This window comes from Pseudomonas sp. NPDC077408, from assembly GCF_050269105.1.
Classification (GTDB): domain Bacteria; phylum Pseudomonadota; class Gammaproteobacteria; order Pseudomonadales; family Pseudomonadaceae; genus Stutzerimonas.
In genome coordinates, this window is sequence record NZ_JBNNHS010000013.1 from 38,744 (window position 1) to 55,911 (window position 17,168).

The 17,168-nt window shown below is 61.7% G+C and carries 14 protein-coding genes; 10 read left to right on the forward strand and 4 right to left on the reverse strand.

Annotated features, from left to right (window positions below; all coding sequences use genetic code 11):
* The gene (locus ACQKEK_RS21720; RefSeq protein ID WP_499144292.1) at positions 1–318 is read right to left on the reverse strand and encodes a DUF2288 domain-containing protein; all 318 of its coding nucleotides are present in this window, start codon (positions 316–318) and stop codon (positions 1–3) included.
* Between the two features lie 200 nt (positions 319–518).
* Here ACQKEK_RS21720 and ACQKEK_RS21725 point away from each other — a divergent pair, with 200 nt between their 5' ends.
* The 6 genes from ACQKEK_RS21725 to ACQKEK_RS21750 all read left to right on the forward strand — a co-directional run bounded on the left by ACQKEK_RS21725 (position 519) and on the right by ACQKEK_RS21750 (position 7,102).
* On the forward strand, positions 519–1,637 hold the full coding sequence (locus tag ACQKEK_RS21725; protein WP_045425062.1) for a branched-chain amino acid ABC transporter substrate-binding protein: 1,119 nt from the start codon (positions 519–521) through the stop codon (positions 1,635–1,637).
* Positions 1,638–1,898: 261 nt separating this feature from the next.
* Positions 1,899–2,822: a high-affinity branched-chain amino acid ABC transporter permease LivH gene (gene livH, locus ACQKEK_RS21730; RefSeq protein WP_128118773.1), complete on the forward strand. Its 924-nt coding sequence runs from the start codon at positions 1,899–1,901 to the stop codon at positions 2,820–2,822.
* On the forward strand, positions 2,819–4,075 hold the full coding sequence (locus ACQKEK_RS21735; RefSeq protein ID WP_499144293.1) for a high-affinity branched-chain amino acid ABC transporter permease LivM: 1,257 nt from the start codon (positions 2,819–2,821) through the stop codon (positions 4,073–4,075). The genes livH and ACQKEK_RS21735 overlap by 4 nt, the downstream gene beginning before the upstream one ends.
* On the forward strand, positions 4,072–4,839 hold the full coding sequence (gene livG / locus ACQKEK_RS21740) for a high-affinity branched-chain amino acid ABC transporter ATP-binding protein LivG (protein ID WP_128118771.1): 768 nt from the start codon (positions 4,072–4,074) through the stop codon (positions 4,837–4,839). Before ACQKEK_RS21735 ends, livG begins: the two co-directional genes overlap by 4 nt.
* Before the next feature lie 2 nt (positions 4,840–4,841).
* Positions 4,842–5,543, forward strand: coding sequence for an ABC transporter ATP-binding protein (locus tag ACQKEK_RS21745; protein WP_046162544.1), 702 nt, complete (start codon positions 4,842–4,844; stop codon positions 5,541–5,543).
* A gap of 203 nt (positions 5,544–5,746) precedes the next feature.
* Positions 5,747–7,102, forward strand: a complete 1,356-nt coding sequence (locus tag ACQKEK_RS21750) for an 8-oxoguanine deaminase (protein WP_499144294.1) — start codon at positions 5,747–5,749, stop codon at positions 7,100–7,102.
* A 182-nt stretch (positions 7,103–7,284) separates the two neighbouring features.
* On the opposite strand, the gene ACQKEK_RS21755 is transcribed toward ACQKEK_RS21750, so the two are convergent.
* Positions 7,285–7,809, reverse strand: coding sequence for a nucleoside 2-deoxyribosyltransferase (locus ACQKEK_RS21755; RefSeq protein ID WP_499144295.1), 525 nt, complete (start codon positions 7,807–7,809; stop codon positions 7,285–7,287).
* A gap of 854 nt (positions 7,810–8,663) precedes the next feature.
* Between ACQKEK_RS21755 and xdhA the strand changes: the two genes are divergently transcribed.
* From xdhA to guaD, 4 genes are all read left to right on the forward strand, one after another.
* Positions 8,664–10,103: a xanthine dehydrogenase small subunit gene (xdhA, locus tag ACQKEK_RS21760; RefSeq protein ID WP_499144296.1), complete on the forward strand. Its 1,440-nt coding sequence runs from the start codon at positions 8,664–8,666 to the stop codon at positions 10,101–10,103.
* Positions 10,096–12,486, forward strand: coding sequence for a xanthine dehydrogenase molybdopterin binding subunit (xdhB, locus tag ACQKEK_RS21765; RefSeq protein WP_499144297.1), 2,391 nt, complete (start codon positions 10,096–10,098; stop codon positions 12,484–12,486). The genes xdhA and xdhB overlap by 8 nt, the downstream gene beginning before the upstream one ends.
* A 246-nt stretch (positions 12,487–12,732) precedes the next feature.
* The gene (xdhC, locus tag ACQKEK_RS21770; protein WP_499144298.1) at positions 12,733–13,575 is read left to right on the forward strand and encodes a xanthine dehydrogenase accessory protein XdhC; all 843 of its coding nucleotides are present in this window, start codon (positions 12,733–12,735) and stop codon (positions 13,573–13,575) included.
* A gap of 223 nt (positions 13,576–13,798) precedes the next feature.
* On the forward strand, positions 13,799–15,103 hold the full coding sequence (guaD, locus tag ACQKEK_RS21775; RefSeq protein ID WP_499144299.1) for a guanine deaminase: 1,305 nt from the start codon (positions 13,799–13,801) through the stop codon (positions 15,101–15,103).
* Between the two features lie 345 nt (positions 15,104–15,448).
* Here guaD and ACQKEK_RS21780 read toward each other — a convergent pair whose 3' ends face one another.
* Together ACQKEK_RS21780 and ACQKEK_RS21785 are read right to left on the reverse strand one after the other, a co-directional pair.
* Complete coding sequence (locus ACQKEK_RS21780; RefSeq protein ID WP_499144300.1) at positions 15,449–16,321, reverse strand: metal ABC transporter substrate-binding protein; 873 nt, start codon at positions 16,319–16,321, stop codon at positions 15,449–15,451.
* A 10-nt stretch (positions 16,322–16,331) separates the two neighbouring features.
* On the reverse strand, positions 16,332–17,150 hold the full coding sequence (locus ACQKEK_RS21785) for a metal ABC transporter permease (protein ID WP_499144334.1): 819 nt from the start codon (positions 17,148–17,150) through the stop codon (positions 16,332–16,334).
* Between the last annotated feature and the right edge of the window lie 18 nt (positions 17,151–17,168).

The following is a 17,168-nucleotide window of genomic DNA, read 5'->3' on the forward strand; positions in this document are numbered from 1 at the left end:
TCAGTGCAGGCTGGGCTTGGCTGCCCTTTCCTGCACCAGCACCCAGGGCGCAACGACCACTGCCCAGAGTGACGGATCGCGTTCAAGCCAGTCCTGGGCCTGTTCTGCCTCAAGCTTGCCGAGACGGCCTTCTGCTAGCCATGCGGTCACTTTTTCCCGATCATCCTCAGCGACCGCCTGTGCCGCCGCGATCAGATCAAAGTCGCTGGCCACCCGTAGCAGCGCGCCACGAGCAAAAAACGGTTGCAGCTCCTGCCAGGTAATCGAGGCTGTTTCGCCGAGCAGCTTGGCATAGAGAGTGCTTGATTCTTCGCTCATGAGGTTCACCCGGTCTGAAAAGGGCGCAATGATAGCGCTCGGGTAAATCTCATCAACCGGATGGAATTCCTGACTGTGCAAACAGGTGCTGACGCTTCTACACTGTGCCGGTACAGTTGCCGTACCGTTTGGGGACGTTGAGCCCTTAACGACACTGCAGCCCGCAGGATCCAAACAATAATGATGCAAGTGGAGCGCATATGAAGACCAAGCAGCGTCTTTCGAAACTATTCATGGCTATCGCTTTGACGGGTGCAGCGAGCTACACGCTGGCCGCCGACAACATCAAGATCGGCTTGGCCGGTCCGGTTACCGGGGCTGTCGCGCAGTACGGGGACATGCAGTTCATCGGTGCCCAGATGGCCATCGAGCAAATCAACAAGGAAGGTGGCGTCAACGGTCAGCAGCTTGAAGGTATCGTTTATGACGACGCCTGCGACCCCAAGCAGGCCGTGGCGGTTGCCAACAAAATCGTTAACGACGAGGTCAGCTTCGTCGTAGGTCACCTCTGCTCCAGCTCCACCCAGCCTGCGTCCGATATCTATGAAGACGAAGGCATTCTGATGATTACCGCAGCATCGACCAGCCCGGACATCACCTCTCGTGGCTACGAGCTGATCTTCCGTACCATCGGTCTGGACAGCCTGCAGGGCCCGACCGCCGGTAACTACATCGCAGACACCGTCAAGCCGAAGAATGTAGCTGTTATCCACGACAAGCAGCAGTACGGCGAAGGGATCGCGACCGCGGTCAAGGAAACCCTGGAGAAGAAAGGCGTCAAGGTTGGCCTGTTCGAGGGCATCAACGCTGGCGACAAGGACTTCTCCTCGATGATTTCCAAGCTCAAGCAGGAGAATGTCGACTTCGTCTACTACGGCGGCTATCACCCAGAGCTGGGCCTGCTGCTGCGTCAAGCCAAGGAGAAGGGCCTTAATGTCCGTTTCATGGGCCCAGAAGGTGTAGGCAACAAGGAAATCTCCGCCATTGCCGGCCCGGCTTCCGAAGGCCTGCTGGTCACCCTCCCGCAATCTTTCGACCAGGATCCGCGCAACCAGAAGCTGGTCGACGCGTTCAAGGCGAAGAAGCAGGACCCGAGCGGCCCGTTCGTGTTCCCAGCCTATGCGGCTGTTCAGGTGATTGCCGAGGGTATCGAGAAAGCCGGCAGCACCGACACCGCGAAGGTGGCCGAAGCGCTGCGTAGCAACACCTTCGACACCCCGACCGGCAACCTCTCGTTCGACGAGAAGGGTGACCTGAAAGACTTCAACTTCGTGGTTTACGAATGGCACCAGGACGGCACCAAGACCGAAGCCAAGTAAACCTATAACCACAACCGATCCGAAGCCCACGGCATCCGCTGTGGGCTTTGTTTTAGCTGATCGGGGCCAACCCGGCCACAAGCACGGGACGCCCCAGCAACACCTTCAACCAAGCGAGTGGCCTGCACAGCTGGCCCGCCTCGAACCTGGCCCGTGCGTGATCCGCATATAGCCCTTGGCGCCGCATTCTCCGTGCAGCGTGTTCGAAGCAGGTCCGCCTTGGCGGTCGAGCACGGGCTGCTGGGTGTTCAGGAGAATGTAATGCCTGAGCTTTACCACTACTTCCAACAGCTGATCAACGGCCTGACCGTTGGCAGCACTTATGCCTTGATAGCCATCGGTTACACGATGGTCTACGGCATCATCGGCATGATCAACTTCGCCCACGGCGAGGTGTACATGATCGGCTCGTATGTCACCTTTATCGCCATCGTCGGGCTGACCATGATGGGGCTCGATTCGCTGCCCATCCTCATGATCGGCGCATTCGCAGCAGCCATGATCGTCACCAGCGCCTATGGCTACAGCATCGAGCGGGTCGCCTATCGACCGCTACGCGGAAGCAACCGGCTGATCCCACTGATCTCCGCGATCGGCATGTCGATCTTTCTGCAGAACGTCGTCCTGCTCGCCCAGGACTCCAAAGACAAGGCGATTCCCAACCTGATGCCCGGCAACTTCATCTTTGGTGAAAGCGCCATGAACGGGGTGGTGATTTCCTACATGCAGGTGCTGATCTTCGTCGTCACCATCATCGCCATGATGGGCCTGACCCTGTTCATTTCCCGCTCGCGCCTGGGCCGTGCCTGCCGCGCCTGCGCCGAAGACCTGAAGATGGCCAACCTGCTCGGCATCAACACCAACAGCATCATCGCCCTGACCTTCGTCATCGGCGCTGCGCTGGCAGCCGTCGCAGCCGTTCTGATCAGCATGCAATATGGCGTGATCAACCCGCACATCGGCTTCCTGGCCGGAATCAAGGCGTTTACCGCTGCGGTACTTGGCGGTATCGGAAGCATTCCAGGTGCCATGCTCGGCGGTCTGGTACTGGGTGTAGCTGAAGCCTTCGGCGCTGACATCTTCGGAGACCAATACAAGGACGTGGTTGCGTTCAGCCTGCTGGTGCTGGTGTTGCTGTTCCGTCCGACTGGCATTCTCGGCCGTCCGGAGGTTGAAAAGGTATGACTCGCAATCTGCGCACCGCATTTTTCAGCGCACTGCTGGTATTTGCCGTAGCGGTACCGGTTTTCGGCCTGAAACTCACCACCGTCGGCATTCGACTCGAAGTTCATGGCAGCGACGCTCAGACCTTCTGGATCATCGCAGCCTGTGCGGTTGCCATGTTCTTCTGGCAGCTGTTCCGTCACCACGCGGCGGCCGGCTGGGCGGCGTCGCCCAACCTGCCGAGGGTACCGGCCGGAGCGGGCAACTTCCTGACCCTGCCGTCGACCCAGCGTTACATCATCATCGGCCTGATTCTGCTGGCGCTGGTGTGGCCATTCTTCGGCTCACGCGGCGCGGTGGATATCGCCACGCTGATTCTGATCTACGTGATGCTCGGCCTCGGTCTGAACATCGTGGTCGGCCTGGCAGGCTTGCTGGATCTCGGTTACGTCGGTTTCTATGCCGTTGGCGCTTATACCTATGCCCTGCTCTCGCACTACTACGGGATCGGATTCTGGGTGGCGTTGCCGATTGCCGGAGCCATGGCTGCGCTGTTCGGCTTTTTGCTGGGCTTCCCGGTGCTGCGCCTGCGTGGTGACTATCTGGCCATCGTGACCCTGGGCTTTGGTGAAATCATCCGGTTGTTGCTGCGTAACATGACCGACCTCACCGGCGGCCCCAATGGCATCAGCGGCATCGAGAAACCGACGCTCTTCGGCCTCTCGTTCGACCGCCGCGCCGCCGAAGGCATGCAGACCTTCCACGAGTTCTTCGGGCTGGAATACCAGTCGATCAACAAGGTGATCTTCCTCTACCTGATCGCCGTGCTGCTGGTGCTGCTGACCCTGTTCGTGATCAACCGCCTGCTGCGCATGCCCATCGGCCGCGCCTGGGAAGCCTTGCGTGAAGACGAGATCGCCTGCCGCGCGCTGGGCATGAACCCCACCGTGATCAAGCTTTCGGCCTTCACCTTGGGTGCGACCTTTGCCGGTTTCGCCGGCAGCTTTTTCGCGGCGCGCCAGGGCCTGGTCTCACCGGAGTCGTTCACTTTCATCGAATCGGCCATCATCCTCGCCATCGTCGTATTGGGCGGCATGGGCTCACAGTTGGGCGTGATTCTCGCCGCCATCGTGATGATCCTGCTGCCTGAACTGATGCGTGAGTTCAGCGAGTACCGCATGCTGATGTTCGGCGCCTTGATGGTGCTGATGATGATCTGGCGTCCGCAGGGCCTGCTGCCCATGCAACGCCCCCACCTGGAGCTGAAGCGATGAGCCGCCCGATTCTCGAAGTAAGCGGCCTGACCATGCGCTTCGGCGGCCTTTTGGCCGTCAACGGGGTTGGCCTGACCGTACACGACAAACAAGTGGTTTCGATGATTGGCCCCAACGGGGCCGGCAAGACCACGGTGTTCAACTGCCTGACCGGCTTTTACCAGCCCACCGACGGCAAGATCCTGCTGGACGGCGAAGCGATCCAGGGCCTGCCCGGTCACAAGATCGCACGCAAAGGCGTAGTGCGGACATTCCAGAACGTCCGCCTGTTCAAGGACATGACCGCAGTAGAGAACCTGCTGGTTGCTCAGCACCGGCACCTGAACACCGGCTTTCTGTCCGGCCTGCTGAAAACCAAGGCGTTTCGCAAGAGCGAGCACGAGGCGATGGATTTCGCCGCGCATTGGCTCGATCAGGTCAACCTGACCGATATCGCCAACCGCCCTGCCGGCACCCTCGCCTATGGCCAGCAACGCCGACTGGAGATCGCCCGCTGCATGATGACGCGCCCGCGCATCCTCATGCTCGACGAGCCGGCTGCGGGGCTGAACCCAAAGGAAACCGAAGACCTGAAGGCGCTGATCGGCATGCTGCGCGACACCCATGGCGTCACGGTGCTGCTGATCGAGCACGACATGAAACTGGTCATGAGCATTTCCGACCACATCGTCGTGATCAATCAGGGTTGTCCGCTGGCTGACGGCACGCCGGAGCAGATCCGCGACAATCCGGACGTGATCAAAGCCTATCTGGGAGAGGCGTAACCATGCTGTATTTCGAAAACGTCTCGACCTTTTACGGCAAGATCCAGGCGCTGCACAACGTCAACGTAGAAGTCCGCAAGGGCGAGATCGTCACCCTGATCGGTGCCAACGGCGCCGGTAAATCGACCCTTCTGATGACGCTCTGCGGTACCCCCATGGCGTCCGAAGGCAGCATCCGCTTCGAGGGCGAGGAGCTGGTCGGCAAGCAGACCTGCGACATCATGCGCAAAGACATTGCCGTGGTGCCCGAAGGGCGGCGCATCTTTGCCCGCCTGACGGTCGAGGAAAATCTGGCCATGGGAGGTTTCTTCACCAACAAGGCCGATTTCCAGGAGCAGCTGGACAAGGTGTTGTTGCTGTTTCCACGACTGAAGGAGCGCTTCCAACAGCGTGGCGGCACCATGTCCGGCGGTGAGCAGCAGATGCTCGCCATTGCTCGCGCGCTGATGAGCAAGCCCAAGCTGCTGCTGCTCGACGAACCGTCGCTGGGGCTGGCGCCGATCATCATTCAGCAGATCTTCGACATCATCGAGCAGCTGCGTGAAGACGGCGTAACCATCTTCCTGGTCGAGCAGAACGCCAACCAGGCGCTCAAGCTGGCCGACCGCGCCTACGTGCTGGAGAACGGTCATATCGTCATGCAGGGCAGTGGCGAAGAGCTGCTGGTCAACCCCAAGGTCCGCGACGCCTACCTGGGCGGCTGATTCTGGGATGGGGAAAAAGCCGGGCACTTGCCCGGCTTTTTCATGTTCGCACGCAAGGGATGACAAGCGCGGACGGAGCCTTTATCGTGCTCCGCGTCACGTCATTCCCGACGCCCACCAGGGTGTCCCGACGAGGCCCCTGGATCAGCAGACAGGGCATAACTGAGCTGGCAATTCTGAACTCAACTCAGGAGAAGCCGGCCATGACTGCCAGCCGTATCTGGATCAAGAACCCCCTCGCCCTCTACACCGCCAACGATCACAAAGCCCCAGGCGGGCTGGTGATCGACCAAGGCGTCATTGTCGAAATGCTCGCCGCCGGGCAATCGCCATCGTTCGCCGTCGACAGCACTTTCGACGCCCGAGAGCACGTCGTGCTGCCGGGGCTCATCAACACGCACCACCACTTCTATCAAACCCTCACACGCGCCTGGGGCCCCGTGGTCAACCAGCCGCTGTTTCCGTGGCTGAAGACCCTGTATCCGGTCTGGGCGCGCCTGACACCGGATCGCCTGGCGCTCGCCAGTAAGGTGGCTCTGGCCGAGCTGCTGCTGTCCGGCTGCACCACCGCGGCGGATCACCACTACCTGTTTCCGGATGGCCTCGAAAACGCTATCGACATACAGATCGACGTGGTCCGCGAGCTGGGCATGCGCGCCATGCTCACCCGGGGTTCCATGAGCCTGGGCGAAGCCGACGGCGGACTGCCGCCGCAACATACCGTACAGACAGCCGAAGCGATTCTTGAGGACAGCGAGCGGCTGATCGGCCTCTATCACGAACGAGGCGCCGGCGCGCAGATACAGATCGGCCTCGCACCCTGCTCGCCATTTTCGGTTACTCCGGAAATCATGCGCGCCAGCGCCGCGCTGGCCGAACACCACGACGTGCGTCTGCACACGCACCTGGCCGAAACCCTGGACGAAGAAGAGTTCTGCCTGCAGCGCTTCGGCCTGCGCACCGTGGACTACCTGGACAGCGTCGGCTGGTTATCGGACCGCACCTGGCTCGCGCACGGCATTCACTTCAACGAGGAGGAAATTGCCCGCCTCGGCGCGGCCGGCACCGGCATCTGCCATTGCCCGTGCTCGAACATGCGACTGGCCTCAGGCATCTGCCCAACCGTGGCGCTTGAAGCGGCGGGCGCGCCTATCGGCCTTGGCGTGGACGGTTCGGCCTCCAACGATGCCTCGAACATGATTCTCGAAGCCAGGCAGGCGCTATACATCCAGCGGCTGCGCTACGGTGCGGAAGAGATCACGCCTGAGCGGGCTCTGGGCTGGGCGACACGCGGCTCGGCACGGCTACTGGGGCGCGACGATGTGGGCGAGCTGGCGGTCGGCAGGCAAGCCGATCTGGCCCTGTTCAAACTCGACGAACTGCGTTTTTCCGGCAGCCACGACCCGATCTCGGCCCTGCTGCTATGCGGCGCCGACCGTGCGGATCGGGTGATGGTCGGCGGGAAGTGGCGCGTGATCGATGGCCAGATCGACGGTCTGGACGTGGCCGGACTGATCGCCAACCACAGCCAGGCCGCACGCGAACTGATCGCGGGCTAGCCCCAAGGCAGCGGTTTCGCTCAGGGGCTGGCGAGTCGTATGACCGGCGAGCCACGACGCTCGCCGGCGTCAGGACTGAGCAGCCAGCTTCTCAGTGCTTCGATAAGCCAATCTTGAGCGAAACACGCGGATCAAAAGCAAACTGCCGGGCCAGGTCGGACGGCCAGTTTGCTCAGGCGAGTCTATGCATGCGGCGTTGGGCGCAGCGCCTTGGCCATGCACTGCAGGGCCTCACGCGGCCCACCGCAAATCAGCGTAGCGGGCACAGCCAGCATGAGATTCAGGGGCAGGTCGAACGCTTCCAGTTGCAGCCCATCGCAGTCTAGGCCAGGCACGCCACAGAGCTGCGGATGCTGACGTTGCAAGCGTTCGGCATAACTGCCCTCCCCCTCCAGATAGCCATAGATCGGCTTGCCCTGTGCCGCGGCATAACCGACTTCGAAACTGGTGCCGCTGTCCGGCTCACCACCTCGAAAGAAGTTCAGATCGGCAAGCACCGCATCGGCTTGATTGAGCAAGTCTAGGTTAGCCCGGTAGATCCAGGCTGCCTGCTCACGCGGTGCCTCGATCCCGTTCGGTATCTGTTTATCCAGCGGATACAAACCGATGAAGCCGAACTCGCTACACAACGCTTTGAGCCGCTCACCATGCTCTAGCGCGTCAGACCGGAACACACCGGGGCCGGCGAGGTAAATACGCAACGTCATCGAGGTTCCGTCCGACTGAGCAGGTCATAGCCCGATCAGCGCAAGCACAATGAAGGAGGCGAACAGCACGAAGAGGGTCATCCCTCAATTGTGTAAGTTTCGCCTTCGTTCAGATGGATAACGGCAACAGTAATAGTGATCAGAACGACGGTTAGCTGCGCCAGCGTCATCACTGTCTGAAACGGCTGGCTACTATAACAGCGCCAACGCCTCGATGATCGGCTGCCCGAATCACCGTAGACAGCGAGGCATCAAGCGCAACCTTAACCGCTGACTGCTTGCAGCTGGCCAGGCGTCGCGCGAGGTGGTCAGAACTTCCGGTACAGCCGCAATGGCACTACCAACAACACGCCAGAATGACGGTGCTCCGGGTTTGGCCGGGCTCACCGTAGTTCCCTGGAGGCTTGATGGTCCGACGCACTAAGCCGTAGCAAACGCCGCTTCGCATGCACCGTTCCGGATCGGCGGTGCCAAGCGCAGGGTTAGAACGCGGCCAGGGCGCTGAACAGCTTCCGTAACTGTCCAGCTGGTCAGCTTTTTGCATCTGATGCGGTAATCCTTGAGACCGACAGACTAAGCGGCATAAGCGTAGGAGCGGAGTCATCCAACCCGCCCCCAACAAACCCATTCCTCGCTTCGCCGACTCCACGCCTGTCGCCCCAGGCAGCAAGACCTGTCTGCCCGAGCCACACTCAAGACATATTCAAACCCGCCATTTGGCGTTGAATGTGGTCATCCAAGGTCTGCCCATCGGACGCATTGACTTTTGAGTCAGTAATTTCTTGACCGAAAAGTCAGATAACGATAATTTCCACCACCAGAGCCCAGAACAAAAACTCCCCCGGAGGCCCGCCTTGATCCAGTTTCTTCTCAATCGAGAACTGCGCCGTGAGCAGACACTCGATCCGAATACCACCGTGCTGGACTACCTGCGCGAACACCGCGGCAAGCCCGGTACCAAAGAAGGCTGCGCTTCCGGCGATTGCGGTGCCTGCACCGTCGTAGTCGGCGAACTGGACGGCGACCGTCTGCGCTACCGCACCCTCAACTCCTGCCTGACGTTTGTTTCTGCCTTGCACGGCAAGCAGCTCATCACGGTTGAAGACCTGAAACATCAGGGTCAGCTTCACAGCGTTCAGCAAGCCATGGTCGACTGCCACGGCTCGCAGTGCGGGTTTTGCACGCCGGGCTTTGTCATGAGCTTGTTCGCGCTGCAGAAGTCTGCGGACGGTTATGACAAGGCCGATACCCACGAAGCGCTGGCCGGTAACCTGTGCCGCTGCACCGGCTACCGCCCGATCCTGGATGCCGCCGAGCAGGCCTGCTGTGGCAAGCAGCCGGACCAGTTCGATGCGCGCGAAGCCGAGACCATCGCCCAGCTCAAAGCCATCGAACCTCATGAAACCGCTGAGCTGAACAGCGGCGACAAGCGTTGCCTGTCACCACTGACCGTGGCCGACCTCGCTGAAATCTACGGTGCCAATCCGGAGGCTCGTCTGCTCGCAGGCGGCACGGACCTGGCGCTGGAAGTCACTCAGTTTCACCGTGAACTGCCGGTGATGATCTACGTCGGGCATATCGCCGAGATGAAAAAGGTCGAGGTCACTGACAGTACGATCGAAATCGGCGCTGCCACCTCCCTGACCGATTGCTACGAAGTGCTTGCGCAGGAGTACCCGGACTTCGGCGAGCTGCTGCATCGCTTCGCCTCCCTGCAGATCCGCAACCAGGGCACCCTGGGTGGCAACATCGGCAACGCCTCGCCCATTGGCGACTCGCCACCGCTGCTGATTGCCCTGGGCGCGCAGGTGGTACTGCGCAAAGGCAGCAACAGCCGCACCCTGCTGCTGCAGGACTACTTCATCGACTACAAGGTCACCGCCCGCGAGCAGGGCGAATTCATTGAGAAGATCATCGTGCCGCGCGCCCAGCCGAACCGGGTGTTCCGCGCCTATAAGGTCTCCAAGCGCCTGGACGATGACATCTCCGCTGTCTGCGCAGCCTTCGATCTGAAACTCGAAGGCGGCCTCATCGATGACGCCCGCATCGCGTTCGGCGGCATGGCTGCCATTCCAAAGCGCGCAGTTGCCTGTGAACGCGCCCTGATTGGCGCGCCGTTCAATGCAGATACCATCGAACGGGCCTGCGAAGCCTTGAGTCAGGACTTCACACCGCTGACCGACTTCCGCGCCAGCCGCGAGTACCGCCTGCTGGTCGCACAGAATCTGCTGCGCAAATGCTTCCACGAACAACAAGCGCCGGCGTACGAGACGAGGGTCACTTCCTATGCATAAGCCAACCAAAACCCAGGAAGAAATCGCAGCCCTGTTCAAGCAGGATCTAGTCACCGGCGTGGGACGCAGCGTCAAGCATGACAGCGCTCCAAAGCACGTCACCGGCGAAGCCGTCTATGTCGACGACCGGCTGGAGTTTCCTAACCAGCTGCATGTGTACGCCCGCATGAGCGACCGCGCCCATGCCCGTATCGTCAGTATCGACACCAGCCCGTGCTACGACCTGCCCGGTGTCGCCATCGCCATCACTGCCAAGGATGTGCCTGGCCAGCTGGACATCGGCGCCGTCATGCCCGGTGATCCGCTACTCGCTGACGACAAGGTCGAGTACGTTGGCCAACCGGTCATCGCCGTCGCCGCCGACAGCCTGGAAACCGCGCGCAAGGCGGCCATGGCCGCGATCATCGAATACGAAGACCTGGAACCGGTGATCGACGTAGTGGATGCGCTGCGCAAGAAGCACTTCGTACTCGACAGCCACACCCACAAGCGCGGCGACTCCAGCGCGGCACTGGCCACCGCACCGCGCCGCCTGCAAGGCAGCCTGCACATCGGCGGCCAGGAACACTTCTATCTGGAAACCCAGGTGTCTTCGGTGATGCCTACCGAGGACGGCGGAATGATCGTCTACACCTCGACGCAAAACCCCACCGAAGTGCAGAAGCTCGTCGCTGAAGTGCTTGGCGTCTCGATGAACAGGATCGTCATCGACATGCGCCGCATGGGTGGCGGCTTTGGGGGCAAGGAAACCCAGGCCGCCGGCCCGGCGTGCATGTGCGCGGTGATCGCACACCTCACCGGCCGCCCGACCAAGATGCGCCTGCCGCGCATGGAAGACATGACCATGACCGGCAAGCGCCACCCGTTCTACGTTGAGTACGACGTTGGCTTCGATGACGATGGCCTGCTGCACGGTATCGAGATCGACCTGGCCGGCAACTGCGGTTATTCGCCGGATCTTTCCGGCTCCATCGTCGACCGCGCCATGTTCCACTCCGACAACGCCTATTACCTGGGCGACGCGACCATCAATGGCCATCGCTGCAAGACCAACCTGGCCTCGAACACCGCCTACCGTGGCTTTGGCGGCCCGCAAGGCATGGTCGCCATCGAGGAGATCATGGATGCGGTGGCACGCCAGCTCGGCAAGGACCCGCTGGATGTGCGCAAGCGCAACTACTACGGCAAGACCGAGCGCAACGTCACGCCCTACTACCAAACCGTCGAGCACAACATGCTCGAGGAGATGACCGCCGAGCTTGAAGCCAGCAGCGAGTACGCCCGCCGTCGGGAAGAGATCCGAGCATTCAATGACAAGAGCCCGATCCTGAAGAAGGGCCTGGCACTGACCCCGGTGAAATTCGGCATCAGCTTTACGGCTAGCTTCCTCAACCAGGGCGGCGCGCTGGTGCACGTCTACACCGACGGCAGCATCCATCTGAACCATGGCGGCACCGAGATGGGTCAGGGCCTCAACACCAAGGTCGCGCAGGTGGTGGCCGAGGTGTTCCAGGTCGATATCGACCGCATCCAGATCACCGCCACCAATACCGACAAGGTTCCGAACACCTCACCGACCGCGGCCTCCAGCGGGACCGACCTCAACGGCAAGGCGGCACAGAACGCGGCGCAGACCATCAAGCAGCGCTTGATCGAGTTTGCCGCGCGGCATTTCAAGGTCACCGAAGAGGACGTCGAGTTCAAGAACGGCCAAGTGCGCATTCGCGACGAGTACCTGTCGTTCGACGAGCTGATCCAGCAGGCCTATTTCGGGCAGGTGTCGCTGTCGTCCACCGGTTTCTACCGCACACCAAAGATCTACTACGACCGCAGCCTCGCGCGCGGCCGGCCGTTCTATTACTTCGCCTATGGCGCGGCCTGTTCGGAAGTGATCGTCGACACCCTGACCGGCGAATACAAGATGCTTCGCAGCGACATCCTGCATGACGTTGGCGCCTCGCTGAACCCGGCCATCGACATCGGCCAGGTGGAAGGCGGCTTCGTCCAGGGCATGGGCTGGCTGACCATGGAAGAATTGGTCTGGAACGACAAGGGCAAGCTGATGACCAGCGGCCCGGCGAGCTACAAGGTGCCGGCCGTTGCTGACATGCCGCTGGATCTGCGGGTCAAGCTGGTTGAGAACCGCAAGAACCCCGAGGACACGGTGTTCCATTCCAAGGCCGTCGGTGAGCCGCCGTTCATGCTTGGGATCTCCGTCTGGTGTGCGATCAAGGATGCTGTGGCGAGCCTGGCGGATTACCAGGTTCAGCCGAAGATCGACGCGCCAGCGACACCGGAGCGAGTGCTGTGGGGTGTGGAGCAGATGCGCAAGTTGAAGCGGACCGCCGCAACACCAGCGGTCGCGGAAACAACACCGGCCTGACGCAGGCCCTACGTAGGGTGGGATTCAGCCAACAATGGCTGACTCGATGGTGGGCTGAAGCGAAACGTTCCCCGGCGCACCAACGGGCAGATTTCGATGGTGGCCTAAAGTCCACCCTACGCCCGATGCGAAATCTTCGGAGGCCAAGCCGAAACGTTCAGCCAGGCTCTTTTCCCGGAGCAAGGACTGGCGACCCTAGGGCCCTCCACCCAGAACAAACGAATGCCATAGGCATCGGAGAACGACATGAACAGCTGGATAGACGCCCTCGCCGACCTGCAGCAACAAGGCGAACCCTGCGTGCTGGTAACCATCATCGAGGAGCGTGGATCGACGCCGCGCAACGCTGGCTCGAAGATGGTCGTCAGCCGTGAGCGCCTGTACGACACCATCGGCGGCGGCCATCTGGAATACAAGGCGCAAGAGATCGCCCGCGAGATGCTGGAGAGCCGCAGCCGCGATACCCGTCTGGAGCGCTTCTCGCTGGGCGCGAGCTTGGGCCAATGCTGCGGCGGCGCCACCGTCCTGCTGTTCGAACCCATGGGCCAGCCCCAGGCGCATATCGCCGTGTTCGGTGCCGGTCACGTGGGGCGCGCCCTGGTTCCGCTGCTTGCCAGCCTGCCGTGCAAGGTGCGCTGGATCGATTCCCGCGAGAGCGAATTTCCTGAGCAGATTCCTCAGGGTGTCGAGAAAGTGCTTAACGACGAGGTGGTGGACGAGGTGGAAAACATGCCCGCCGGCAGTTACTTCATCGTCATGACCCACAATCACCAACTCGACCTGGAACTGACCGCCGCGATCCTCGAGCGCAACGATTTCACCTACTACGGGCTGATCGGCTCGAAGAGCAAGCGCGCCAAGTTCGAACATCGCCTGCGTGACCGTGGCTTTCAGCCGGAAACGGTGCAGCGCATGCGCTGCCCGATGGGCATCGCCGAGGTGAAGGGCAAATTACCGATCGAGATTGCCGTGTCCATCGCAGGCGAAGTGATCGCGACGTACAACGCCAACTTCGGTGAAAAAACCGCGGATGGAGAGAAGCCGGTGCCCATGCTAGTCCCCGCTTCGCGCCGCTCGCGGACAGGCTGATTTTTCACTCCTCTCTTTCCTTTTTGGAAGGCGAACCCGGCCATGGCCGGCCATAAACTTTTACCCAAGAGCGGGCCTCCCACAAAAACGAAAAGCTTGCACGGCCCGCTCTTGTGGGAGGCGCGCCCCGCGGCGAACCGGCCGCAGGTCGGCTAAAAGCTTCGCCCCGAGGCGGGCCTCCCACACGAACGCCTTACCTCTACACCTTGATTCGAGACTCACCATGCCCCAAGCCAAAGCCTACCGTGCCGCCCTGCTCCACTGCCTCGCCGATCCGCGCGAAGTTGGCATCGAGCAATCACACGAATATTTCGAAGACGGCCTGCTGGTGGTCGAGGACGGCAAGATCGCGCGCATCGGCGCCGCCGCCGACCTGCTGCCAACGCTAGCGGCGGACACCGAAGTCGTCGAGTACCGGGACGCGTTGATCACCCCCGGCTTTATCGACACACACATCCATTACCCCCAAGTTGGCGTGATCGGCTCCTACGGGACTCAACTGCTGGATTGGCTGGAAACTTATACCTTTCCGAACGAAGGGCGTTTCAGCGACATGGCGCATGCCCGCGAGCAAGCCGACCTGTTCCTCAGCGAGCTGCTGCGCAACGGCACCACCACAGCGCTGGTGTTCGGCACGGTGCACAAGCAGTCGGTGGACGCCTTCTTCGAAGCGGCGGAAAAGCTCAACCTGCGGATGATCGCCGGGAAGGTTTTGATGGACCGCAACGCGCCGGACTTCCTCACCGACACCGCCGAGTCCGGCTACGCCGACAGCAAGGAACTGATTGAGCGCTGGCACGGCAAAGGCCGTTTGCACTACGCCGTCACCCCGCGCTTCGCACCGACCAGCACACCCGAGCAACTGTCCCTGGCCGGCAAGCTGTTCGCCGAATTCCCCGACCTCTACATGCACACGCATATCTCCGAGAACAAGCAGGAGGTCGAATGGGTCAAGGAGCTGTTCCCCGAGCGCAAGGGTTATCTGGACGTCTACGACCACCACGGCCTGATCGGCGCACGCTCTGTCTTCGCTCACGGCATCCACCTGTGCGATGACGAATGCAAGCGCCTCGGCGAGACCGGTTCGGCAGTTGCCTTCTGCCCCACGTCCAACCTGTTCCTCGGCAGCGGGCTGTTCGATCTGGCGAAGCTGGAAGGCTACGGCGTACGGGTAGGCCTGGGCACGGATGTCGGCGGCGGCACCAGCTTCTCGCAACTGCAAAGCCTCAACGAAGCCTATAAGGTGCTGCAGCTGCAGGGCCAGAAGCTCGATGCGTTCAAGGCGCTGTACCTCGCCACACTCGGCGGCGCGCGAGCCCTCTATCTGGACGACAGGATCGGCAACCTGGAACCGGGCAAAGACGCTGACTTCGTCGTGCTCGATTACAAAGCGACGCCGCTGATCGACTACCGTCTGAGCCAGGCCACGACGCTGCAGGAAAAACTCTTCGCCCTGATGATTCTGGGTGATGACCGCGCGGTGAAAGAAACCTACGCGGCCGGGGTTTCGGTGCACCGGAAAGCGTAAGCCGAATACCGCTGTGTAAATGGGTTTCATGCTGCGAGTAATGAGACACGCGAATCTGGTTGGCTAAAGCGGAGCGCCGCCCGGCCCACCCTACGCAGACCCACAAATGAAGACCGCGTACTGCACCGCGGGCTTCGTCCACTGTAGGGTGGGCTACAGCCCACCGCGACGGGGCCGCAAAACAATTGGTGGGCTAAAGCCCACCCTACTTCATGGCAAAGGAGCGCCGCCGGTCCACCCATGCCTGTCCTGGCATGCAGCTCGTAGAGTGGATGTCGCTCCTTACATCCACCACCAGTTCGCACGGAGCTCAAAGAACGCGCGATCGGTGAAGCGTCATCCGCCTTACGGCTTCAGCGCGGCCATCAGCGTGTCGAGGTTGTGCTCGAACATGCCAAGGTAGGTGCTGGCTGGCCCCTTACTTGCCAGCGCATCCGAATACAGGGTGCCGCCGACGGTGGCTCCGGCCTCGTCAGCGATCTGCTCGATCAGCCGCGGATCACGGATATTCTCGACGAACACGGCCCGCACGCCTTCGCTGCGTATCTGCCGGATCAGGCTGGCGACGTCAGCCGCCGAGGGCTCGTCATGGGTGGACAGCCCCTGCGGCGCGATGAATTCCAGCTGCCACGCCTGCCCCAGGTAGCCGAATGCGTCGTGGCTGGTCACCACCTTGCGCTGACTGGGCGGCAAGCTCGCAATCTGGGTATCGGCTCTCTTGAGCAATGCGTGCAGACGGGTCAGGTAGGCATCGCGGCGCTCGGCGTAAGCATCGCGGTGGGCTGGGTCCAGCTCGCCAAGCGCCTTGGCAATGTTGCGCACGTAGATCTCGGCATTGGTGAGGCTCTGCCAGGCATGCGGATCCGGCGCTCGCTCACCGTCCTCATCCAGCATTAACGGAACGACGCCGGCACTGGCATTGATGCGTTTGCCGGTGGGCTCGCTGCTGGCAAGCACGCGCTCCAGCCAAGGTTCGAAGCCCAGGCCGTTGGCGATGATCAGGTCGGCGCGCAACAGAGCCTTGGCATCGTCCGGGCTGGGCTCGTAGAGATGCGCGTCGGCATCGGCATCCACGAGATTGATCAGGTCGATGTGGTCGCCGCCGACTTCGCGAGTCAGATCCGCCAGGATGCTGAAGCTCGTCACCACATTCAGTTTTTCCGCCGCTTGCAACGACAAAGGCAGCCACAAGGCCAGGGCGAAAAGCAGGTAACGCATGATGAGCACCTCAAACAGTCATGGGAAATGGAGACGAGCGCAGCAGGCCGTGAACCGGGCCGGCTACCACCGAGACCAGATAAAAAACGCCGGCCAACAGCACGATGCACGGCCCGCTGGGCAGGCTGGCGTAGAAGGAAAGCAGTAGCCCGAGCCACACGCACACCGCACCGATCAGCGCAGCAAGCGGCAGCAGGACCAGCAATCTGCGGCTCCAGAAGCGCGCCGCTGCGGCGGGCAGCATCATCAGCCCCACCACCATCAGCGCGCCGATGGCCTGGAAGCCGATCACCAGATTGAGCACCACCAGCGTCAGGAAGGCGGCATGCGCCAGCGGACCGAAGCGACTGATGCTGCGCAGGAACAGCGGATCAAGACTGTCCAGCGCCAGGGCGCGATAGCTCAGCGCGAGCACCATCAGGCTGAACACCGCGGTGCCGAGCATGCCGTACAGCGTGGTCGTATCAACCGCCAGCGCCGAGCCGAACAACAGGTGCAACAGGTCCAGCTTGCGTCCGGCCAGCTCAAGCAGGAGCACCCCGCTGGCCAGCGAAATCGGATAAAGCGCAGCCAAGCTGGCATCCTCGCGCAGCCCGGTACGCCGCGTGACCCAGGCTGCTGCGCCCGCCATACCGAGGCCCGCCACCAGCCCGCCCGCGGTCAATGCTGGCAGGCTCAAGCCGAACAGCCAGAACGCCAATGCTGCACCGGGCAGGATGCCGTGGGCGATGGCATCACCGATCAGGCTCATTCGACGCAGGATCAGAAACACGCCCAGCGGCCCGGCACTGCAGGCCAGCGCCACGCCACCAAACAGGGCCCGGCGCATGAAGGCGAACTCGCCGAA